Origin of the sequence: Rhodococcus sp. P1Y, from assembly GCF_003641205.1 — a bacterium.
Taxonomy (GTDB): domain Bacteria; phylum Actinomycetota; class Actinomycetes; order Mycobacteriales; family Mycobacteriaceae; genus Rhodococcoides.
Map to the genome: position 1 here is coordinate 4,849,365 of NZ_CP032762.1, position 23,108 is coordinate 4,872,472.

Here is a 23,108-nt window from a genome sequence, read left to right on the forward strand (position 1 = left end):
TGGCGCCCAGTTCGTGACTAGTGACTGCTCGTCCCCGCGAGCGAACGTCGCCAGACGCCCGCGCCCAACAGTCGCAGGGCTGCGGGTACGAGAATGCCACGAACAACGGTCGCGTCGAGCGCAACAGCCGCGGCGAGTCCCACACCGAGCTGCTTCATCTCGGGCGTCGGCAGCAACGTGAACATCGCGAAGATGACCACCATGACCGCAGCTGCGGCAGTGACCGGCGGTGCGGACCGGACGACGCCCTGCGCGATGGCAGCGTCGACGTCGAGCCCTTGCCCGAACGCCTCTCGCACCCGAGTGAGGATGAAGACGTGGTAATCCATCGACAGTCCGATGAGGATCACCAGCATCATCACGGGCAGCAACGTCACCACTGGTCCCACGTACTCCGAACCGAAGACGGGTGCACCCCAACCGAACTGGAAGAGAAGAACCAGAATTCCGTACGACGCGAGGACCGAGAGCAAGTTGAGACCGACACTGAGCGCGGCCAACCCGATGCTGCGGAACGCGAGGAAGATCAATGCGAACGACGCCAACAGCACGATCGGGATGACGATCAGCAGATCCCTGGACGTCGATTCCGAGATGTCGACGCTGACGGCGGTCTCGCCGCCGACGAGCACCTCACGGTCCCCGGCGGATTGCGGAACGATGTTCTCGCGCAGCTCAGTCAGAGACTGCTTGGCCGCATCGGAGTCGATACCGTCCGCGTCCGTTCCGATCTCGATGCGGACGACGGACTGGTCGGAGGAGACCTGAACATCTCGCACCTGACCGTCGAATCCCGGCGCCGACGAGGCATTCTCGGCGATCTGCTCGAGGGTGCTGCTTGCTCCCGCTACGTCACCGCCGGTCTCCGTCACGACCGTGTGGCTGACGCCATAGAGCGGGAACTGTTCGGAGACCGTGTCGAGAGTCTGCAATGTCTCGAACGTGCGCGGCATGCTGTCGGTGCCGGGCAGTTGCAACTTCATCACGGCAACGGGTGCCGCCAACGCAACGAGCACGATCAACCCTGCGATCGCCGCAGCGACCGGACGGCGCACGACCGTACCGGTGAGACGCCCCCAGAATCCCCTGGTGTCCGTGTCCGCCGACGGCGCCTTGCCGAACAACTGCTTGACCACACGCTTGCGGCCTGCGCCGAGCAGCGCGGGAAGCAGGGTAATGGAGGCCAGCATGGCTGCGATGACGACGAGAATGATGCCGAGCGTGAGGGAATGGAATATCGGCGATTCGGTGAGGAACGCTGCGATGACCGATACGCCGGTCACCAGCCCCGCCACGAGGACCGAACGCACGGTGGTCGATACGGCGATCAGGGCAGCGGCGTCGGCATCACCGGAACGTGCGTATTCCTCGCGCGCACGCCGGACAAAGAACAGCGAATAGTCCACGCCCAGAGCCAGACCCATCAACAGGATCACACTCATCTGGTTGCTCTCCATCGGCACCGCGAGGGAGGTAGGACCGCTCCAGAGGATTGCGAGAGCAACGACGCTGATCCCCGTGATCAGCGGAATCGCGGTGGCAACGAAACCCGCGAAGACAGCGAACAGCACGACAGCCGTGACCGGAATACTGAGCATTTCGAGCAACGACAGGCGCTCACCGTACGTCGTGGTGACATCGGCCTGCACCGAGATCGGCCCCGTCGCGGCGATGGTCGCGCCCGGGTTGGCTGCCAGTGCACCCTCGATCGCGGAGTCGATGCCCTGCACGCGCTCGGCGGGCGAAGCCTGCTGCTCCGGCAGAAGCACCTGCAGCACACGCTGATCGCCGGTGGTAGCCGTCAACTTTTCCGGAGTTTCTTCCGCAGTGCCCGCGAGCGCCGAGGACAGCTCGTCGGCGATCCGGTCCGACTCCTGAGCCGAACCCCCGTCGACGAGAATCGTTTCCGTCCTCGAGGCGAGGAAATCCGAGGAGGTCTCGAGCTGCTCTGCCGACCCCGACTCACCGACGAAGCCTTCCGCCGGGGTCAGTTCCGACATTCCCAGCGTGAGGTAGGCGCCCGCGGACAGCACGAGTGCGACAAGCCATCCCGCGATCACCGCGAGACGATGCCGGTAGCTCCATCGTGCGATACCGGCAAGCCTTTCGAGTACTCCGCCGGACTTCGGCGGCTCGCCTGCCTGTGGCCCGCCCCCCGGTGTCGTGATCGTTCTCGTGCTCACCATGACATCTCCTCCCGTCCTCCGCCGGACGCCGCAGCACCCACCGGTCGACGATCGATTTCCTTCTCGATGACCGACGCGATCTCGCGCACGGTCAGTCCCTCGATTACGTCCGCCAACTGCAATCGCACCCCGAATTCGCGGGCGATGCCGTTGACCAGCCGCGCGACGAGCAGCGAGTGTCCGCCGAGCGCGAAAAAGTGATGATTGGTACCGATGTTCTCCACCCCGAGGAGCGATCGCCACAGCACGAGCAACCGCTCTTCGGTGTCCGTTTCCGCGGCGGTACCTTCTGTTTCCCCCGCTACGAAGTCGGAGACAACCGGCGCAGGAAGTGCCGCGACGTTCAACTTCTCCCCCACCGTCACCGGAACTTCGGTGACGGCGACGAGCGCAGCGGGAACCGCGTGGCGCGGTAGACGGCGGTAGAGCTGTGACCACAATTCGGCGCGATCGACCGCGTCGTCACCGACCGTGGCGAAGTAGGCGATCAGGACGTCCTCGTCGGTCCCGCCGACGAGAGCGTGGCACCACCGAACGTTGGTCTGCGACGCCAGAACTCGTTCCACTTCGCCGAGTTCGAGACGGTAGCCCCGCAACTGCACCTGGCCGTCGACCCGACCGTGGTACACGAACCGGTCGTGCTCGTCGGTGGAGACGATGTCGCCGGTCAGGTACAGCCGATCCCCGTCGCCGTCCGGATCAGGGACGAACGCTGCCGCCGTCGCACGTGGATTGCCGAGATAGCCGTGCGCCAGCTGATCTCCCCCGACGGCGAGTTGGCCGCCCTTGGGCGTCGCCGCGTCGTCGGGCAGCACGACTGCCTTGACACCGGGAAGTGCGCCGCCGATCGGTGTCTCGGATCCCGCCAGGTCGTCGCCGACGAGTTCACCGCCGGTGCACGACACAGTCACCTCGGTCGGGCCGTACCAGTTGTCGAGGCGGCACTCCGCGAACGAGGGTGCCGTCATGACATCGGCGAGCCTGCCGCCATCGGACGCCTCGCCGCCGACGAGGAGGCGTCGCAGCGCGAGTCCGCCTCCGACCGCCTCGTCGTGCGAACCGAGCTGGTATGCCGCCGACGGAGTCGTCGAAAGTACCGTCGCTCCGGTCTCCACGAGCAGATCGTGGAACCGCGCGGTGTCGGCAGCGACGTTCTCGACCACGAGAACTGCTGTCGCACCGGCCGATACGGATGCGAACAACTCCCAGACCGACAGATCGAACGCAGCGGACGAGCGTGCGGCGACGACGTCGTCCTCAGTCGGTTCGACGACGTCGCGCGCGGCGTCGAGGAACGCGAGAACGGCCCTGTGCGGCACCAGAACTGCCTTCGGGGTGCCCGAGGTGCCCGACGTCGCAATGACGTAGGCCGGGTCGTCGAGACGACGCTGCGGCGGGCCCGCAGGAACCGGGGACCCGACCCTCAACGACACCGAGTCGGCTAGCTGCACGGCACGTGCGTCGTTCCAGGTCGAAGGGATCAGCCCCTCCCACACCACGACCGCTGCCGGGTCGAGTGTGAGCAAGAGCGATTTCTCGACGGACTCCGGGCTGTTGTACGGGATAACGGCGTACGCCGCACCCGCCTGCAGAATTCCCAGCAACGTCGGCAGCAGCCAGGAGTCGCGTCGTCCCTTGATCGCGACGACGTGACCTCGACCTACGCCTGCGGCTGCGAGTGCATCGCGAACGAGTTCGACGCGGTGCCGCAGCATCTCGGCTCCCAGATCTGCATCGACGCACGTGTGCACGGGCCGATCGCCGAATCGAGCCTCCAGACCGTCGAGGACGAGTTCGTCGACGAGGACGCTCACGAGTGCGCCACCGTCACCAGCGAGCGGCGGACTGCGTCGAACGAAAGCGACAATTCCTGCTCCGTCACCAGCAGCGAAGGCCGCCACCGAACCGAGCGAGTTCCGCACGGAAGCAACACGGTGTCATGGTCGTCGAGCGCGGTCGCGAGAACGGCGTCGCGGAGCTCTTTGGTCTGCAACGTGATTGCTCCCCACAGTCCACGAGAACGTGCGGCGGTGGCCCTGCCTGCGGAGGTGTCGACGATGTCGTCGAGACCTGCTCGTAGGTACGAGCCGAACCTGGCTGCCCGCGAGATGGTGTCCTCACGTGCGATGGACTCGTAGAGCAGGCCGAAGCGCACCAAGTCAACGAGAGAGCCGCCCCACGTGGAGCTGATCCGACCCGGCACGGCGAACGCGTTGGTCTCCACGTCGTCCACACGCCGCCCACCGATGATGCCGCACACCTGAAGACGCTTTCCGAACGCCACCAGGTCGGGCCGAAGACCGAGCGCTTCGTGAGCCCAACGCGTTCCGACGATGCCGCCGCCGGTCTGCACCTCGTCGGCGATGGTCAGCACGTCGTGGGTGATGCACAGGCTCTCGACCGCCCTCAGGAATGCCGCTCCCAGGTGACGGTCACCACCTTCTCCCTGAATGGGCTCGTAGACGAAGCACGCGATGCGGTCACCGTCGGCGACGAGGAGTGCTTCGATCTCGGCCAGCGTCCGCTGCTCGGCCTCACTCAGAGATCCGCGATCCGGATCGTCGCCGCCGTCCTCACCGCGGGCAGGAGCCTCGACGCGTGGCCAGTCGAACTTGGGAAACCGAGCTGTCTTGTTCGGGTCGGTGTTGGTCAGCGACATCGTGTATCCGCTTCGTCCGTGGAACGCCCACCGAAGATGCAGTGCCTGCAGATCCGAATCCGCGACCGCGGCGCGCTGCGACTTCCAGTCGAACGCCACCTTGAGCGCGTTCTCCACCGCTGCCGCTCCGCCGTCGATGAAGAACAGGTGCGGAAGCTCGTCCGGCATCAGAACGCGCCGGAAGGTCGCCACCGAATCAGCGAGCACCCGTGACGCGAAGTCCGGGTTCGACGGCTTCATCTTGGCTGCCGCCAGCAACTTACGTTCGGCCTGCATGTGGGTCAGCGGAGTCGGGTTGTGCCCGAGAGGGGACGAGGAGAAGAACATCCCCATGTCCAGAACCGGACGGCCACCCGACTCGTCCCACAGGTACGAGCCGGCAGAGCGTTCGATGTCGATCGTCATCGGAAGGAAGTCGCCGACGAGAGTGTCGGTCAAGTGCGCCGGAACCCCGGACGCGGTTTCGAGAACGGTCATCACGCCACCCCCAGCGCGCGGCGTAGGGACAAAGGGCGGATATCGGTCCACACCTGCTCGATGTGGTCGAGGCACTCGTCGCGATCACCGGAGAATCCGATGCTCGTCCACCCGAGCGGTAACGGTTTGTCCGCCGGCCAGATCGAGTGCTGCTCTTCGTCGTTGCGTACGACGGTCCATTCGGAAGTGTTGTTCTGCATGATCCTTCTTCCCCTCGTCAGAAGTGTCCGATTCGTCAAGCGTGTGGTGTCAGTGATGTGCTGGTAGTTCGGTGAGCACCTGTGCACCTCGTTCGAGTTTCACGAGGCGATCGCACAGGTCGAAATAGCGATCGTCGTGGGTCACGACGATCACGATGCGGCCTTCGTCGCGGATGCGAGGAAGGATGTCGGTGTAGAAGCGATGACGGTTCTCCGGGTCTTGTTCGGCGGCCCACTCGTCGAGTACGACGACGTCGCGAGGATCGGCGAGCGTTTCCACGAGCGCGAGGCGCTTGCGCTGGCCACTGGAGAGACCGTCGAAGAGCAGCCGGTCGCCGTCGAGCTCGACCACGTCGTCGAGTCCGAGTTCGGTGAGCCAGTACCGAGCCCGCGAGAGCACTTCGGGTTCGTCGGATCGAAGACGCCCGAAGACGTAGGAATCGGCGAAGCAGGCCGAGACGTTCTCGCGGTAGGCGACGGTGAGCTCTGGGGACAACGGAATACCGTCGACGGTGACTGCGCCGCCGTCCGGCGTGTACAGCCCGGCAAGAATGCGCCCGAGAGTGCTTTTGCCGCTGCCGTTTCCACCGACCAGGAATGTGATCGAACCGCGGGTGAATCGCTGGGACACCGGCCCGATGGCGAAGGATTCACCCGGATTGTCGGTGGCGTAGGCGAATCGCACTGCGTCGACCCCGATCTCGTCGACCACCGACGGGCGATCGTTCACCTGCGCCGTCTCGGTCGCCTCTCGAAGCGTGGCCACCTCCTCGATGCGGCGTAGCGCAACGACGGCGCGCGAGAGCACCGGACCGATGTTGAGCACCGTGACCAACGGAGTGTTCAGGTACAGAACAGCGAGGGCGACGCCGATGCGATCCTGCGCCGGAATACCCAGTGCATCACCGCCGAACGCGACTGCACCCACGCATGCAAGGAAGAGCATCTGGCCCCAGTAGCCGGTGACGAGGCTGACGGTGGATCCTTTGACCACGCTGTCGGCATACCGCGCGGAATGCGTGCGTAGATCGTCGTCGACGAGTGAGCGGCGGAGGCGGGCACTGAGCTTGACGTCCTTGAAGCCGTGGGTGATGGCTTGGTAGGAGTCGTGCAAACCGTCCTGTGCCTGACGCGCACGGGTCATGTGCACGCCCGCTTTGCCGTTGGCGAACGCGTATGCACTCCCACCGACGACGATGACCGCCACCAGGACGAGGAGTGCGATCGGCGACAGGATCCCGACGTACGCGAGTGCGCAGATCACGATCACGGAGTTGATCAGGAGCAGCGGAAGCGACTGCACCGCCTGGCCGACCGCCGCGAGGTCCTCGGTGAGGACCGCAGTCGCGCGGGAGGTGCGAAACGCTTCGAACCGGCGAAGCGGAATCGCGAGAAGGTCGTCGACCAGCTTGGTCCGCAACCGATCCACGGACCGCTGAGTGACCCGGACCAGTGCGTTCGACGCGAGCGCGCCCGACAGCAGGACCAGCACAGCCGCACCGATGAACAGCGGGAGCGCGCCGAGGCCGCTGTCGGTCGAGACGGCCGTGGTGATCGTGGCCACCATCGCGATGGTGGCCACGCCGGTGACGATCCCGGCGACCACGGCGAGGACGGATATTCCCCGCCCACCCCGAAGTAATACTGCAAGCAAGTTTTTCATTGCGTTGTCTCTCCTCTGTCCTCGGTTCCCGGCTGGGTCGCCCACCGAAGTGCGGCGTTGTACGCGTCGACGATCCTGCGATGCCGTGCGGGCGAGACACGTGCGGTGTCGACGATCAGCATCAGCGCGAGGCGATGCTCGGGTGGATGGATCGAGAATGTCGCCATGAGTGTGAAATCCGTATCCTCCTGCGAGAAATGGGAATCGGTGTCCTTCGACCCGAACGTGTGGGTTTTCTCGACCTCCGCGAGACGATGGAACCGCACGAAGTTGAATCCGAAGTCGAACAGCGGCCCCTTGCCTGCCAGAGCGGTGATGTCGACGTTCGGCAGTCGCCTGTACGGCACCATTGCCGCGTCGGTCCGCGCAATGTGCTCGGCTGCCGCGATCGGATCGTCGAGTGAGGAGAACTGCAAGGGAATCATGTTGAGGAACATTCCCCGTGCGTCGATACCGCCCTCACGCTCCAGCCTGCCGTTGGACGTGACGCCCGTGACGATCTCCGCGGCGCCGAACACCTCGGACATTGCGCGAACGTGCACGGCCAGCGCCAGGTGGCGGACCGACAGTCCTGCACTCTCTGCGCGCGGACCGAGTGCTGCGGCGTCGAACTCGGTCCGTTGCATTGCACGCGCACCGGTTGCGCCGACGTCGGCAACGACGCGGGGACGAACTCCGCGCAGGTGGTCCGTCCACGCATCGGCGGTGTCCTGCGAAGTCCGCGCATGCTGTTCGGCCGCAACGAAATCGACGAACTTCACCGGCACCGCGGTGATACTGGCATCGTAGTTCGGATCACGACGGCGAAGCGCGTTGTGGCGATCGATGATCTCCGCGAGGGTCGACGTCCAGCTCCAGCCGTCGAGCACGACGTGGGAGTCGCTGATGATCAGCTGATCCTCCCCCGGCGCAACCCGGACCAGAGTGATGCGAAACAGCGGAGCCCGCTCCAGATCGAACGGCCGAACACGCTCCTGCGCAACCAGATCGTCGATGACAACGTCCGGATCGGCGTCCGCACCGACGGTGACCACCGTCAACGGAGTCGAGGCGTGTCGGTGCACGAGTTGTAGTGGCTCCATGGCACTCCACTCGTCGATCGACGTACGCAACACCTCGTGTCGGCGAATCACATCGGCCAGGGCGACTCGAAACGCCAAGGGCTCCAGTCCGCCGCGAATCCGGATGCTGACAGTGTTGTGGTAGACCCCCACGGACGCATCGGCGCGAATGTGGAACAACATCCCCTCCTGCGCCGCCGACAGCGGGTATGCGTCGGAGATGTCGTAGGGCAACGCGTCGCGAACCGAGCTTTCGATCAGCTCGAACGGTGCGATGGCGACGTCGGCCGCCACTACCTGCGGGGCGCGGGCCGCGGCGAGCTCACCGATCGACCGTAGGGTGGCTGCTCCCAGCACATCTCCGACGCCGAGGTCGATTCCGCGTGCCCTGATATCGCTGACGAGGCGCACCGCGAGAATCGAATCACCGCCGTTGGCGAGGAACGATCGATCGAGATCGACGACTCGGTCGCCCAGGACCCTCTCGACCACACTCTCGAACGATCCGGCCGAGGAGAGCTTTTCGTCCTCGGTACCGGCAGCGGCAAGTAACGACTCGATCCGGCGGTCGAGCTTGCCGTTGACCGTGACCGGGAACGAACGCACTCGGTGGATTCGATCGGGCACTTCGTACGCGGCGAGGCTGGCCGCAGCTGCCGACTGCAGCTCCCCGGCGTCGAACTCGTCGCTGTCGACGAACGCAAGCAGCTGGTTCTCGTGTGCGACCACGCATGCTCGCCGCACACCGGGTGACTGTTCGAGAACGGTTTCGACGCCCGATGCCTCGATGCGGTGCCCTCGTACCTTCACCTGCGAATCGATCCTGCCCTCGAATTGCAGCTCACCCGGTGCGAGCCAGTGTCCGAGATCGCCTGTGAGGTAGAGCCGGGCACCGGGCAGGGCGCCCGGAAACGGGTCCGGTACGAATCGCGACGCCGTCAGAGCGCCACGGCCGAGGTATCCGAGGGCCAGACCTGCCCCGCGTACAGTGATCTGGCCGGCGACTCCCCTCGGTAGCGCTCGCCCGTTGTCGTCGACGATCACCACATCGAGGTGCGCGAGCGGCTCCCCTACCTGCACAGTCGGCGAATTCAGATCGGCTGCGGTGACGAACCGGCGGGTCGTGTGCACTGTCGTCTCGGTGGCGCCGAGCATGTTGACGACGGCCGCATCACTGATGGTGTCGAACCACTGCCGCACGTATGCGGACGAGACCTGCTCGCCGCCGAGAACGACGCGTTGTACGGAGGGCAGGTCGGGGCGCGCCGCGAGCAGTGAACCCAGCGCGGTGTTGGTCAGCGACAACACTGTGACGCGGTCCTCGCGCAGTCGGTCCGCAAGCACGAACGGATCTCGCACGACGGTGTCGTCGTACATCACCACGCGTGCCCCCCGAGACAGAGCCGTCCACAGTTCCCACACACTGAAATCGAAGGTGAAGGCGTGCACTGCAGAGACGATGTCGCCGGGCTCGATCAACGTCGTGGTGGCGTCGCGCAAGGCAAGTAGGTTGGCGTGGGTGACGGGCACGCCCTTGGGTACGCCGGTGGTACCGGAGGTGAAAATCACGTACGCCGGAAGTGTCGAATCGAGCTCGGGGAGAGCGGTACTCAACTCCGACGGCGCTGTAGCGCGATCGAGGATCCATAGATCCTCCGGCGCGACCGATGCGTCCGACAGCACGCCGAGACGGGCACCGGACTGCTGCGCGATCGCGGACAAGCGTGCTGCGCCGTGTCGGGTGTCGACGGGTACGTACGCGGCGCCGAGTGCCATGATCGCGGCTGCCCAGCTCACGAACGCCGCGTCCCGTTCGACCGAGAGCAACACGGAGTCACCGGCTCCGACTCCGTTCTCGACGAGAATGGCTGCCCTACCTCGTATTTCACGAGCGAGTTCGGTATGGGTGAGTGTGCGGTCGGGTGCGACCAACACAGTGTGCTCGGTGTCGGCTGCGCGCACCAACTCTGCAACGATGCTCGTATCGGAGGCCGGAAGTATCTCGGGTGCCCCGGTCGGCCCGACGACTACGTCCGCGATCGAGGTATCCGAGTCTGCCCGAACGACTGCCTCGAGCACATCCCGGACGCCGTCGTGTGTCACCGCCGACCATCCGGACAGGGCCGATTCGATCTGTATCTCGGGTGCGGCGGTGGCCGAGATGCTGATCGTCAACGGCGCTTTCATCTCACCGGTATGCACGGCAACCGGGTACGCCACAGCATCACCGAGGGTGATCGCGGACCGATCCGCGCTTTGGATGTTGACGAAAATGTCGGTGGGAAGCCAGAATTCGGGATCCTCGCGCCTGATATCGGCGTACACGGACGCCAGATCGACGTCGGCGTTAGCGGCAGCGTCGGCGAGAAGTCGCTCGATGCGTCGACGAACGTTCCCGACGGTGTCCGATTCAGCGACCTCGATCACGAGCGGGACGGTGCTGACCAACGGTCCGACCACATCGAATTCCTCGAGCTCGCGGCGATTGGCCAGCGGGACCGACAGGCACAGAACACGAGCGTCGAGCATCCTCGACAGCGTCACGGCAACGGCGGCAAGCCAGGCTGCGGAATCGGGGGCACCCGTGCTCGTGACGCCGCGGCGGGTGACGATCGGCGCTCCGGTCGCCGCGAGCCGTCGCGCCTGTCGATGAGGCACTGCGGCCAGGTACGCACGCCACCACGCCGACGACTCGGGGCGGACGCGAGCAACGTCGTGATAGCGCACCGGGTGCGACCGCGCAGCGTGCCCCGGTGAGGAGAGCTCACGAGCAATGTCCTCGACGAGCAGTGACACCGAATGGCCGTCGATCACCGCGTGATGAAATACCTGAACGACCCTGGCGAGATTGCCCGCACGACGCAGCAGCGCTACCCGAACCAGGGGTCCGTCGGTCCATGGCCGCCCGAGAATCTCTTCGGTGGCGGCGTCCAATTCAGCTGCGTTGTCCGTGCCGTCCAAGTCGCGAATCTCGGGGCGAACCTCCTCGGTGGCCGCGAGCACGAAGCCGTTCTCGGCATCGACGATTCGAGTGGCGAAGACGTCCCGTACACGCAGTACCGCAGCGATCGCGGCGATCACGTCCTCCGCTGCGCTGGCGTCGATGTCGAACACCACCGGCACCGAGTAGGCGGTATCGGGTGCCGCGAGATGCGCTCGCCACAGGCGTTCCTGATATGGACTCGGTGACACTGCCGGGATGTCGGCAGGCCGGCTCGGCGAGGCGTCGGCGGCAGCGAGAAGCAGATCGAGGTCGCTCACCGACCTGTCCTTTCGAGCGAGCCCGCGACGAGGTCGAGGTGCGCACGATCGACGCGCTGCAGCAAGAGGTCCTCGTGATCGCCGAGACTGTCCCGCTGACGGAAGTCTTCGAGCGAGACGTCGACCTTGAGGATGCGCCGGTAGAGCGCAATCAGCTTGAGCTGTTTCATCGAATCTCCGCCGAGGGCGGAAATGGAGGTGGCCCGACGTGGGTTCTCGGCCCCCAGCACGTTGCCCCAGATGATCTCGAGCACCCGGTGCGGCGGGTTGGCCGCATCGGTGGACTGGACCTGGGCGGACAATTCGACACTATCGGTCACGTCGGTTGCCAGCTTGGATGCGTCGACCTTGCCGGTGGCCGTACGAGGAATCGACTCGACGCGACGCACTCGGCTCGCCGCCAGTTCTCGGCGCCAGTTCTCGGCGATGTGAGCGCGCACCGCGACCAGAACCGATTCGTCCGGCGACTCCACGACGATGTCGACGCCGCCCTCTCCGGCCAGAACGACAGCACCACCGACCCCGTCCAGTCCGACGAGGTCGCTGCGCAACGCTTCCAGATCGACACGCACCCCGTTGACCTTGACCTGGGCGTCCTCGCGTCCGAGGTAGACGAGACCGTCCGTGGTCGCCCGCACGCGGTCACCGGTCGCGTACATACGCGCACCCGGCACAGCCGTGTCGGCAGGCAAGAACACCGCGGCAGTTTTTCGCGGGTCACCGTGGTAGCCGCGCGAGACGCTGTCACCGGTGACGAACAGTGACCCGACGGCTCCGAAGGGAACGGGATCGAAATTCTCGTCGAGAACGAGTGCACCGGATCCGCGAATGGCGTCACCGATGGCCGTTCGATCGCGTCCGTTGTCGACCTCCCGCAACCAGACTGCGTTGGAGGTGCACTCCGACGGCCCGTACAGGTTGACGATTCGTACACTGGGCCACACCGCCCGTGTGCGCTCGACGAGGTCGGGATCCAGGGCCTCGCCTCCGAGCAGCAGGGTGCCCGGCGTCGCGATCGACAGATGTGTTGCCACATCGAGGAATTGCCGCCACACGGTGGGAACGGTGTTGATGGCGACATCGGGAACGGTTGTGGCTGTTTCGATCTCACGCAGAACGTCGTCGGTCTCGGTCAACACGACCGTTCCGCCCGCCGCGAGCTGACCCCAGATCTGCTTGACGATCGCGTCGAACTCCGGCGCGCTGAGAGTGGGCATCGTGATGTCCGGTCCGCACAGTCCCTCGGCTTCGAGAAATGCGCAGTAGGCCGCGAGCTGGGCTCGCTCCACCACAATGGCCTTGGGCGTTCCTGTCGTCCCAGACGTGAACTGCACGTAGGCGGCGGCAGTGCCGCGGACTATGCGGTCTCCACTGAATGCAGCATGCGCGGATACGAATCGAGCTGCGGTCGAGGCGTAACCGGAGTCGTCCCGCGCGGACTGCAGCAGGTATGCGCGACCTGAGACGAGGACGCCGAGTAGGTTCACGACCGTGTCGATCGATCGATCGAAGCGCACCACGACGTGCTCACCGGCATGCGCCTGGTCCAGCACATCGGCGCGGCTCTCCGCGGCCGCTACCAATTCTGCGTAGTCGATGGAGTTGTTCTCGAGCCGAACTGCGGTGCGATGCCCGAAGGTGACGGCGTGCCCCCGAATACGATCGACGACGTCGCGATGTTCGAGCGGTTCGGCCTCGGGCACCTGCTCGTCCTCGGCGATATCGGCGCCGAGCCTGCGCGCTGTCTCCCGCGCGATCGAGGCCGCGACGAGCGGATCGAGATGGAGGTTGCCCCGTGTTGCATCGACTACGACGTGGTGGGCATCGGCAGTGACGACCAGTCCGTCGATCTCGGCTACCCAGCCTGTGTCGGTGCCGTGTACACGCGGGGATTCGACCGGCTGCTCACCGAGCACGAACAGCTCGAGGGCGTCGCGCACTGCGTCGCTCACGACGCTGTGCTCCGCATCGTGGACGGTGGCAGCGACGCCTTCCGATCGGGAGTGCGTGCGCAGCCACGAGCCGGCCAGTCGGCCCGAAAGTTCTGTATGGGTGCTCATCTCCAGGTCCCCTCTCCTGTCATGCAGACCCGCACCTGACGGGATCCGGTGAACGGCTGACGACCGTGCGCGAACCGTCGGTTGTCGACGATGGTCAGATCCCCTTCGTTCCATGGAATCGCGAGCGACACCGCGTCGACCGCGTCGCGCACTGCAGCGACGTCGCCGTCGTCGAAGGGGGTTCCGTCTCCGAACAACGTGTTCTTCGGTATCCCCTCCTCGCCGACGACGAGCAGCAGGTCGTCGCGGACGCCCGGTGGGAGCGTTCTGACGTTGAAGGCCACCATTTGGTTGAACCAGGACTGCTCGCCGTCGACCGTCTGAAATGCAGGCAGCGTCCACCAGGTAGAGACGGTGTCGTCGACGATCTCCAGCGTCTCTCCGCGCGCGGACACCTCTTCGGTCAACTCGTCGACGTTCTCGACGCCGTAGGCACTCCGCCAGTCGATGCCCAGCATCGAGCTGAACGCGCGTCGGTACCGAATACCATGTGCGGCAAGCTTGTCGGCCAGACGGCCGGGTAGCCGCTCGGCAATGTCGCGGGTTGGGGCAAGCGGAGTAGCACCGCCCGTCTCCGACGGTTGCACGCAGCAGAAGGCAAGGTGCAGAGGCCACGTCGGCGCGTACGCCATCTCCGAGTGCAGGTCGATTGCGTACTCGGAGGGGAAGTCGGTGGACGAGTAGACGTTGCGGTCGAGCCTGGTCCTCGGCGTCGCACCGCCCTGATACTCGAGTGGCTCGGATCCGGTGACGGCGGTGGTGATCGCGTCGAACTGTGCGACCGACTCCCCCAGCCCCTGCAGGCGAAGAACACCGGTATCGGCGAGTATTCCGCGCAATTCGTCGAGGTTGTTCTCGGTCCATGCCGCCGCGTCCGTGCCGACGCGAACGGCCGTGCTCGTGATGGTCATCGATTGCTCCTCGGTGATGATTCGACAGCTGGATCGGTCGGTACGTCGGTTCTGTCTGCAGGCCCAGCGTCACCGGGCTGCTCGCGTGCGAGAGTCAGGAGAATCTCGATGTAGTCCTCGAGGATGCGGTGCCCGTCGGATTTGGATACGTGCGCGGTGTCGCAATTGAGCGTGACCTCGACACCGTCGACGATTCCACGATCGAGCACCGAGACCGTCAGTGCCAGACCGGTTCGTTCGCGGCTGGACACGACCTGGACTGGACGCCCCAGAAATTCTGCGGCCGAGCCGGTTCCGCGAACGTCGTCGACGATGACGGCGGATTCGTACATCGCACCGGTCCCGACGGTCACCAGCGCCCCGGGCTCCGGCGAGGTGCCACCGTCGCTCTGCAGGGCGCGGTGTGTCGCAGTGAGCAGCTCGGAGATATCGACGCCCGCGGGCACACGGAGATCGAGAGTGCGTGCCTCGATGTACATTCCCGGGGCATCGTCGTGGCCGGTGGGGCGACGCTGGCCGATGCTGCCGAACCGTACGCGTCGGATGCCGTCGGCGAGCAGAAGTGCCCAGCCCGCGTGGGCGAGCGATGCCAGAGTCACCCCGTGCCGTGCGGCGGCGCGCCGGATGTCTCGTGCCCGGTCCGGATGCACCACACGGGTGAGATCCGTGTTACCTGGCGTCCCGGAGGCCACGGGCGCATTCAGCGCGGGCAGCAGTACGGCGGCCGATCGGTCGAGCGAGGGGAATCGTTCTCGGCCGGCCGATGCCACCATGTGATCGAGCATGCGGCGGTCGGGGCGGGTCGGCACCGGCCGACCCGCGTACCGATCGTCAATGTGCTGCACCAGCATTCGAGTAGTCCATCCGTCCGCCACGAGGTGATGGAAGGTGAGAACGAGAGTCGACGAGGTGATGCTCGCGCGGAACAGCGCAGAACCGTCCGCCACCGCACGAATTTCCGACTTCGCATCGACCCGATCGACCACCTCTGCCACGGATGCAGACGCAGGTACGACTAGGACCGGATCCGCCAGACCTTCCCAGGTGATCACTCCGCGCAATAGCGGAATCGCTGTGCCTGCGGATTCGACGGCATCTCGCAGTCGTGCGGCGTCGGTTCCCTCAGGAAGTGCCAGCACGATCTGTTCGACGTACGCGGCGTCCGCATCGGAGTCACTGCGAAGGTACATAGCTTCCTGCACCTCGGTGAGCGGCGCGACGGCCTCGACGTTTCCGCCTGCAGCCGTGAGGATGTCGTCGAGGGTGTTCCCGCGCAGATCGACCTCGCACACGCCCGTCGCCACCGGTACCGGCCGGGCACGGCCTGCGTCGTTCAACGCCGCAACGATCGCATCGGCAGTCCATTCGGCGGATTCGGCGTCGACATGCTCGACCGACACCACGAACTCGTCGCCGCGCAGCCAGGCATCGATCTGAACGGCGACGGGCCGCGGAGTCCCCGATGCACGCAGGCGTCCGGATCCGTACGCGCGCATCGACCCGGCCCTTTCGTCGTCGAGGCGGCCGACGTAGTTCACACCCACCTCCGGATGCAGCACCGGTGACGGATCAGCGCCGAGTACGTACCGCAGCGTGCCCGTCAGCTGCCCAGCACTGCCCAGATAGCGCCGACGCCCGCGAATCTCGGCGATCTGCGCATCTGCGCTGTCGGCGTGTACGGGGACGGCGGACAGGCTGGTGAACCAGCCGACGGTTCGAGTCAGATCGATCGTGTCCGCACCGAGTTCACGTCCGTGGGTTTCGACCTCGAGCACCGCTGGATTCACACCCGTGGTCGCGGTGTGCGCGGTTGCCGCGGCCGACTGCAACAGTTCCTCGATGGTCGCGCCGAGTGCAGAAGTGGCCGCAAAGACGGTCGCCGCAGACACGGCCCGCTCCGTCACGCCGGCCTCACCCTCGAGTCCGGGATCGATGTGTTCGCTGACCGCGGGTCGTTCCGGCAATCCGCGGTAGGCGGCGCGGTACGCCTCGAGTGCCGCCGCCGTACCGGCGTCGGACGCGAGCCACTGGACCCACTCGTGAACACTGGTGCGCTCCGGGGGAAGCGAGAAGTGTGGATCAGCCGCGTGTGCAAGCGCTTCGAGAAGATCACCCGCGACGATCTGGAGAGACACGACGTCCATGACGAAGTGGTGGGCGAGAACGATCACGCTGGTGCGCCCGGTCTCCATGTCACGAACGAAGCCGAAACCGATCGGCGTGCCGTTGTCCATCCCCACTCGCGTCGACAACGTGTTGAAGACCCTCGTGCACGCCCTCTCCGTCTCCGCGGCATTGGTGTCGAAGAAGTAGACAACCGGGCATGTGTCCGAGAGGACGAACTCGCGCACTGCGTCTTTCTCGTCCAGACGGACACGCAGCATCGGGTGAACGTCGAGAACGCTCCGCACTGCCTTGTCGGTGACCGCGCTGTCCGGAAGACCGTCGAGTTCGAACCGCACAGCCATGTTCCACGTCGACACCGGAGTCTGCGAGACCCGCTCGCGGAACCAGTGCACGGCTGGAGGGAGCAGACGAGAACGTTCCGGTTGCGAACCGTCGGATACCACCGAGGGGTCGACGGTGGCAGTGGCAACGAGTTGGTCGATCGTCCCGTCGGCGAGCGCTACCTGTACGTCGAGCACCACACCGCTTCGACGCACGATCGCCGAGAGCTCCAGTGCCCGAAGCGAATCTCCGCCGGCCGAGACGAATCCTGTCGAGCGATCGATGTCGCCGAGCACGTCACGCATCGCCGCCGACACGATACCGTCGACGTCTGCGGCGTCTCCCGGGTCGCCCTCGGACTCGTTCACGGCCGCGACGGCGGTGCGCAGTGCGTCGTCGTCGACCTTCCCGGTACGGGTCAGCGGCAACTCCGACACCACATGCACACGTGAGGGCATGAGGTGTACGGGAAGAACCCGTCCCATCGCGGCGCGAACTGTGTGCGCGTCGAGGCCGGAACCGTCCGTCACCACCGCGCACTCGAGCCGCGCTGCGACGTGTGCGCTCGGTGCGATGAGCACTGCCCGTGCGCGGGCAACACCGTCGACGGCTACTGCCGCGCTTTCGATCTCGGCCGGATCGACACGGTAGCCACGGACCTTGACCTGTCGATCGGCACGGCCGGCGAACACGATCTCGCCGTCTGCGCGCCGAAAGCCGAGGTCAGCGGTGCGGTACATCCTTTTTCCCGGCGCGTCGGGATCGGGTCGGAACGCATCGGCAGTTGCGCGCGCATCGCCGATGTATCCGGTGGCGAGAATGCCTGTCAGCCAGATCTCACCGAGAACACCGTCCGCAACGGGTAGAAGGTCGGGTCCGAGAAGCACTGCGCCGCGGCCTGATTGCGGAGATCCGATCGGCAGCGGGTCGGTGTCGCCCGACGTGACCCTGTGGGTCAGGGCGGTCACGACGGCTTCGGTCGGTCCGTACGCGTTCCACAACGTCACCTCGCCGTCGACCGTCGTGGCCCAGGCGGGCAACGCCTCGCCTCCGACGACGACGGTACGGATGGACGCAGGGAGCGCTCGGCCGAAGAACTGGGTCCAGTACCCCGTCGGCGGATTGAACACGGTGACGTCGTGTTCGGACAGGAATGTCGCAAGATCGGCCGGATCGACGATGTCCTTGGGCCGGCTCACGGCGGTTGCACCGACTACGAGTGCGCCGAAGAGTTGTTCCAGTGACGCGTCGAACGCCACCGACCCGAACACGAGCACGGAATCCGAGGAGTCGTAGCCGAACCGGGCACAGATCCCGTCGAGGTGCGCCGCAAGCGCATCCTGGCTCACCGCAATTGCTTTGGGTTCCCCGGTCGTCCCCGAGGTGAAGATCAGGTACGCCAGATCCGACAACGACATCGCAGCGCGGAGCGAGGCAGCACCGGCGGGCGGGAGGGCGGAATCGGTTCGAACTGGCTCGTGTCCTTGGTCGAGCGTCCAGTGCGCACCCGACCTGGCGAGCATGATGTCGGCGCGCCGGGGTGGCAGGTCGTCGTCGATCAGAATCCATGCTGCACCGACGGTCAGGACTGCCAGCAGAAGTGGAGCGAGCGCTGCATCCGCGGTTGAACGGATCGCGACGACATGGCCGGGCGCGACTCCGGCGTCGTGCAGGCCCCGGGCCAGATCACCGCGTGCGGAATCGAGTTCGGCGTACGTCGTCGTGGTGCCCGCATGGACCAGTGCGGGGCGTAGCGGGGTGAGGCGGGCGTGATCGGCGATCCGCTCGACGACCGGGCGGGGCCGGGCCCGAACGGTCGGTGCATGGACTTCGGGGCGCGAGAACATCTCCTCGACCGAGATGTCGGCTCGTGCCGTCGCCAAGGTCGTCAGGATCGATCGAACACCGTTCGCCAGTGCGTCCGCGGCGGCGCTGGGGACGCGGGCTGTGTCCACGTGCAGGTGGCACACACGTGCAGGCCACTGTCGGTACTGCAGTACCAGTGGAAATTCGGTTTGTTCGACGAGGTCCACGGCCGCCGTCTCGATACCGTCGCCGAAGGACAGAACCGAAGGGTCCATCGGGTAGTTCTCCACGACCACGAGGGTCTCCGGAGTCCATCCCGTGGCGATCGGTCCGTCGATCGCGCTTGCGACCTGCCCGGCGACATGGGCCCCGAGGTCGGCGATCGTCGTGCCGGAGGACCATGTGGCAGCGATCGGGTCGATGCGGACGAACATGCCGACGGCCGACTCCATGCCGGGGGTACCGATGTCTCGTCCACTGCTGACCATGCCGTGTTCGACGGTGCGCGTGCCGAATGCCCGAGCGAGCGCGAGGGACCAGACCATGTTGACCAGCGCGGCGGTGGTGACGCCGTACCGGTCCGCGAGGAGGTCGATGTCCACGAGCATCTCGATCGTGTGTGTCCGAGCAGCGCCGACGGCCTCCGCCTCGGCAGGATGCGGCAACCGGTCCAACAACGGCGAAGCTGCGCTGCGATGTACGACGGTGTCCGCGACGGGGAGTTCTGCGAACCCGTGTTGGGGCTGCAGGGTGTTCTCACCCCGGTACGCGGCGGCGAGGGTACCGAGCACGATCGGGAGCGACCACCCGTCGGCGACTGCGTGGTGGTGGGTCCACAGAATACGAATCCCCGCGGCGCCCGGTGCGATGAGCACGCGGGAAAGCGTGTCGTCGTCCAGCGAGAATCCGCGACTGCGATCGTCGGCGAGTTCGCTCGCCCAGTCGACCGAATGCTCACGTACGACAATCGGCACAGCCTCGGTCCGGCCGGTCTCGAGGACTTCGTAGGGCGGAGTGGAGGAGCGCGCGCCGAGAATCGGGAACGTGGTGAACACAGTTCGCCACGCCGCGGCGAGCCGTACCGCATCCACGTCGCCGACGAGATCGAGAACAAGCTGCTCGACGTAGACACCGGACGACGGAGCTCGAGAGGTCTGCAACAGCATCGCGCGCTGCGCCCGGGTCGTCGGCCTGGAGTCGCCGAGTCGGGCCGACTTCGCGCGCGTCGGCACGGAGCGGTGATCGACAGCGGGGTCGAGTTCGGACAGCGGCGTCGGCGTCAGCAAATCGCGCGGCGACAGTGTCAATCCACGCCGGTGCAGGTACCCCACCACGCGCATTGCCGCGATGGAGTCACCTCCGTGGTCGAGGAACGAGCGTGCAGCATCGACTGTGGTGGACAGCGCGTGGCGGACCGCGTCGACCACGACTGCGGTGGCGGGGGCTCGTTCGTCGCCGAGGGTCGGAGCGGTCTCGAATTCGGTGAGGGGTTCCGTTGCGGCAAGTTGCTCTGCCACGGCGCGACGATCGATCTTGCCGTTGACGTTTCGGGGTATCTCGGGGACCGACACGATGTTCCGCGGGGCAAGGTGCGCGGGGACCTCGGCGCGGATGCGGACCAGTAGCGCATCCACGTCGAGTCCGGCGAACGTGTCCTCGACCACCGCAACGACGAGGTCGCGTCGACCGCCGGGCCCAGCGACTGCCCCTGCGACACAGCTGATATCGCAGATACGGCGAACAAGTGCCTCGACCTCGCGCGGTTCGACGCGAAAGCCGGAAATCTTCAACTGCTCGTCGACGCGCCCGTCGAACAGCAGGCGTCCGTCCGCGGTTACCCGCACGCGATCGCCGGTCGCGTACACGCGGCCGCCGTCACTGGACGAGGCGTCGGGCCTGAACTTGTCGGCCGTTGTCCGTGGGTCACCGTCGTAGCCGTAGGCCAAGGTGCCCGAAACGTGCAGTTCACCAGCGGTTCCCGGCGCAACCAGCTGCCCGGTCTCGTCGACCACACGAACGCCGATACCCGGTATCGCGCGCCCGATGGTCACGGGACCGTCGATGCTCGTGTGATCTGCCGTCGACCACACGGCCGATTCCGATGGTCCGTACTCGTTGGTCAGCGCGGCACTGGGCAGTTCGGTGTGGTGGCGGCGAACCAGAGCCTCGGTGCATTCCTCGCCCGCCACTATCACCTGCGCGAGCGACCGAAGGCGATCCGCTTCGTCGAGCAATGCGTCGTGGAGTGACGGAATCGCAAGCAGGTGCGTGACGGCGCGGGTCTCGATTACCTCGGCCAGTTCCGACGTCGACCGCGGCTGACCCATGTCGATCAGAACGAGCTCCCCGCCTCGCGCGAGTGTCCAGAACAGCCCGGCGTACGCACTGTCGAACGACAGCGAGGACAAGTGCAGGAAACGCTGCGGCTCGGCCGAGTACACGGTGTCTCGTGCCGCCGTGGATCGAGCGAGTTCGTCGCGTCCGACCAGAACACGCTTGGGCCTGCCGGTCGATCCCGACGTGTACACCGCGTACGCGGCACGCAGGGGCGGTGCGGCGTCGGGCACTGGTGCGCCGACCTCACCGGACGCTGCAGAGTGTTCGACCACGAGGCCGCGGAACGACTCGGGCACTGCGGCCACGGTCGTAGGATGTACCACCACGCCGGCCACGCCCTCGAGCATCAGACTGCGACGCGCAGGCGGGTAGGAAGGGTCGACGACGACGAACGAGTTGCCCGACAACATGATTCCTACGACCGCTGCGATCGCGTCGGCATTCTTCGGCATCACCACTGCGATCAGCTCGCCGCGGCGTCCACGCAGAGTGCGCGCGAGTGCGCCTGCGGAGCACCACAGTTCGCCGTAGCTCGTCGACGATGCCTCGGTCGACACCGCCGCATCGCCTGGCCGGTCGCGGGCAACCTCACCGATCCGTGCGACGACGTCATCAGCACGCTGCATTCCCGGCGAAGCCGAGCGGGATGCGGGGTGCGTCCAACCCGATCCGCCGACGCCGGGGGCCACGAAATCGACTGTGCCAGTGTGGGCCAGGTTTCTCAGATCTTCGCAGATGTGTTCGGCGACGAGCGTTGCCGCTACGCGCATGTGGGGGCCGAAATGCACTGCGCACACGTATCGGCCGTGGACAAGGCCCGCCTGGAAGCGGAGGTCGAACTGGCCTGTTTGGGACGGAACGGGGTACGGGGTGCCGATGTACCCCGACATGTCCAACTCCCAGTCGTCCCCGAGGACGAACGCGGTACCGAAACCCAGATGAGACGGCTCGTACAAGAATGTGGTCCTGGTCAGACTCGACGGATCGTCCGAGAACTTGGCGATCTCCGACAAGGGCAGACGACCATGACGTTTCGCTCCTGCGAGCGCCCCTCCGGCCCGCAGAATGTCCTCGTCGAAACGTCCGCCGACCTCCGCGCGAACCACAGCCAACTGAGTGAAACTGCCAAGTGTGGTCGAGTGCCGCTCGTCGCGGTGCAGAACGGGCAAACCGACGGCGAGGTCGCCATGTCCGTCGCCGCCCACCGCAGCGAGCGCGCGCAAGTAGGCCGCCAGAAACACCGATGCCGGCGACACCCCCGCAGCGCGGGCGTGTGATCGGAGCGCCGCCGCGGCGCCTGGATCCGTCTCGAATCTGACGTAGGGCTCGAGCGGATCGAGGCCCGGACCGTTCGACACAGGCAGTCCGGCAAGAGGATCACGCGAATGACCAGCCAACAACTCTCGCCAGTAGGAACGATCCACGTCGGCGTCCGCCGAGAGCAGATAGTGCTGCTCTGCGTCGACGAACTCGTCGAAATCTGCTCCGGGAGTGATCAATCCACCCAGCTCACCATGCTCCGCCCGGCGAAGATGCGCGAAGTACTCGTTCAGGATCATGGGTGCACTCGCTACATCGATGAGGACGTGGTGAGCGACGAGCGCAACGACCGACCTGCGGCCATCGGTACGGACCGCGGCTCGAACCAGTGGGCCGGCGAACAGATCGAACGGCTGTGTGACCACACGAGCGAGCTCGGCGCGCACGTGCCGGTCGCCGACATCGGTCACCGCAGTCACGTCCACCGACACGTTGCCTTCGGCGGTGTCGAATCGAAAACCGTCGTCGTGACCGATGATTCGGCTCGTCAGAACCGGATGCCGATGCAGCGCGTCCAACCATGCCTGCCGATGCATCGACACCGACGCCTCGCTCGTCACGATCATCGACGCCACCACATTGTTTCCGACCGTCGCGGGTGCCGCGATCTGGTCGAACAACATCGCCGACTGTGCGGCGGTCAATCGCTTCATCTCGTCGGTACTCCCCTGTGGGCAGGCGTCATCGCCGCACGAGCGTGACGCGCGTTGTCTTCGGAC

General features: G+C 65.9%; 9 protein-coding genes. All 9 read right to left on the bottom strand.

The genetic code is table 11. The annotated features are described in order from the left end of the window. Positions 1 to 17 precede the first annotated feature (17 nt). Genes D8W71_RS22355 through D8W71_RS22395 form a run of 9 tightly spaced genes read right to left on the bottom strand, consistent with a single transcriptional unit; the run spans position 18 to position 23,042 of the window. The gene (locus tag D8W71_RS22355; RefSeq protein WP_121116678.1) at positions 18 to 2,186 is read right to left on the bottom strand and encodes an MMPL family transporter; all 2,169 of its coding nucleotides are present in this window, start codon (positions 2,184 to 2,186) and stop codon (positions 18 to 20) included. Then, on the bottom strand, positions 2,180 to 4,000 hold the full coding sequence (locus D8W71_RS22360; protein ID WP_161965497.1) for a non-ribosomal peptide synthetase: 1,821 nt from the start codon (positions 3,998 to 4,000) through the stop codon (positions 2,180 to 2,182). Before D8W71_RS22360 ends, D8W71_RS22355 begins: the two co-directional genes overlap by 7 nt. Further along, on the bottom strand, positions 3,997 to 5,322 hold the full coding sequence (locus tag D8W71_RS22365) for an aminotransferase class III-fold pyridoxal phosphate-dependent enzyme (protein WP_121116682.1): 1,326 nt from the start codon (positions 5,320 to 5,322) through the stop codon (positions 3,997 to 3,999). Before D8W71_RS22365 ends, D8W71_RS22360 begins: the two co-directional genes overlap by 4 nt. After that, positions 5,322 to 5,522 (bottom strand): MbtH family protein, encoded by a 201-nt coding sequence (locus D8W71_RS22370; RefSeq protein WP_121116684.1) that lies wholly within the window; start codon positions 5,520 to 5,522, stop codon positions 5,322 to 5,324. Before D8W71_RS22370 ends, D8W71_RS22365 begins: the two co-directional genes overlap by 1 nt. 49 nt (positions 5,523 to 5,571) lie before the next feature. Beyond that, positions 5,572 to 7,185 carry a cyclic peptide export ABC transporter gene (locus D8W71_RS22375; protein ID WP_121116686.1) on the bottom strand — a complete coding sequence of 538 codons (1,614 nt, stop codon included), beginning with the start codon at positions 7,183 to 7,185 and terminating at the stop codon, positions 5,572 to 5,574. Further along, a complete protein-coding gene (locus D8W71_RS22380; RefSeq protein ID WP_121116688.1) occupies positions 7,182 to 11,507 on the bottom strand; it encodes a non-ribosomal peptide synthetase in 4,326 nt (1,441 codons plus the stop codon). The genes D8W71_RS22375 and D8W71_RS22380 overlap by 4 nt, the downstream gene beginning before the upstream one ends. Beyond that, positions 11,504 to 13,567 carry an AMP-binding protein gene (locus D8W71_RS22385; protein ID WP_161965498.1) on the bottom strand — a complete coding sequence of 688 codons (2,064 nt, stop codon included), beginning with the start codon at positions 13,565 to 13,567 and terminating at the stop codon, positions 11,504 to 11,506. Before D8W71_RS22385 ends, D8W71_RS22380 begins: the two co-directional genes overlap by 4 nt. Continuing rightward, on the bottom strand, positions 13,564 to 14,478 hold the full coding sequence (locus D8W71_RS22390) for a TauD/TfdA family dioxygenase (protein WP_121116692.1): 915 nt from the start codon (positions 14,476 to 14,478) through the stop codon (positions 13,564 to 13,566). The genes D8W71_RS22385 and D8W71_RS22390 overlap by 4 nt, the downstream gene beginning before the upstream one ends. Further along, positions 14,475 to 23,042 (bottom strand): AMP-binding protein, encoded by an 8,568-nt coding sequence (locus tag D8W71_RS22395; protein WP_121116694.1) that lies wholly within the window; start codon positions 23,040 to 23,042, stop codon positions 14,475 to 14,477. Before D8W71_RS22395 ends, D8W71_RS22390 begins: the two co-directional genes overlap by 4 nt. Between the last annotated feature and the right edge of the window lie 66 nt (positions 23,043 to 23,108).

Coding starts and splice junctions, on each gene's coding strand:
- D8W71_RS22355 (WP_121116678.1), bottom strand. CDS start 2,186: ATGGTGAGCACGAGAACGATCACGACACCGGGGGGCGGGCCACAGGCA.
- D8W71_RS22365 (WP_121116682.1), bottom strand. CDS start 5,322: ATGACCGTTCTCGAAACCGCGTCCGGGGTTCCGGCGCACTTGACCGAC.
- D8W71_RS22370 (WP_121116684.1), bottom strand. CDS start 5,522: ATGCAGAACAACACTTCCGAATGGACCGTCGTACGCAACGACGAAGAG.
- D8W71_RS22375 (WP_121116686.1), bottom strand. CDS start 7,185: ATGAAAAACTTGCTTGCAGTATTACTTCGGGGTGGGCGGGGAATATCC.
- D8W71_RS22385 (WP_161965498.1), bottom strand. CDS start 13,567: ATGAGCACCCATACAGAACTTTCGGGCCGACTGGCCGGCTCGTGGCTG.
- D8W71_RS22390 (WP_121116692.1), bottom strand. CDS start 14,478: ATGACCATCACGAGCACGGCCGTTCGCGTCGGCACGGACGCGGCGGCA.
- D8W71_RS22395 (WP_121116694.1), bottom strand. CDS start 23,042: ATGAAGCGATTGACCGCCGCACAGTCGGCGATGTTGTTCGACCAGATC.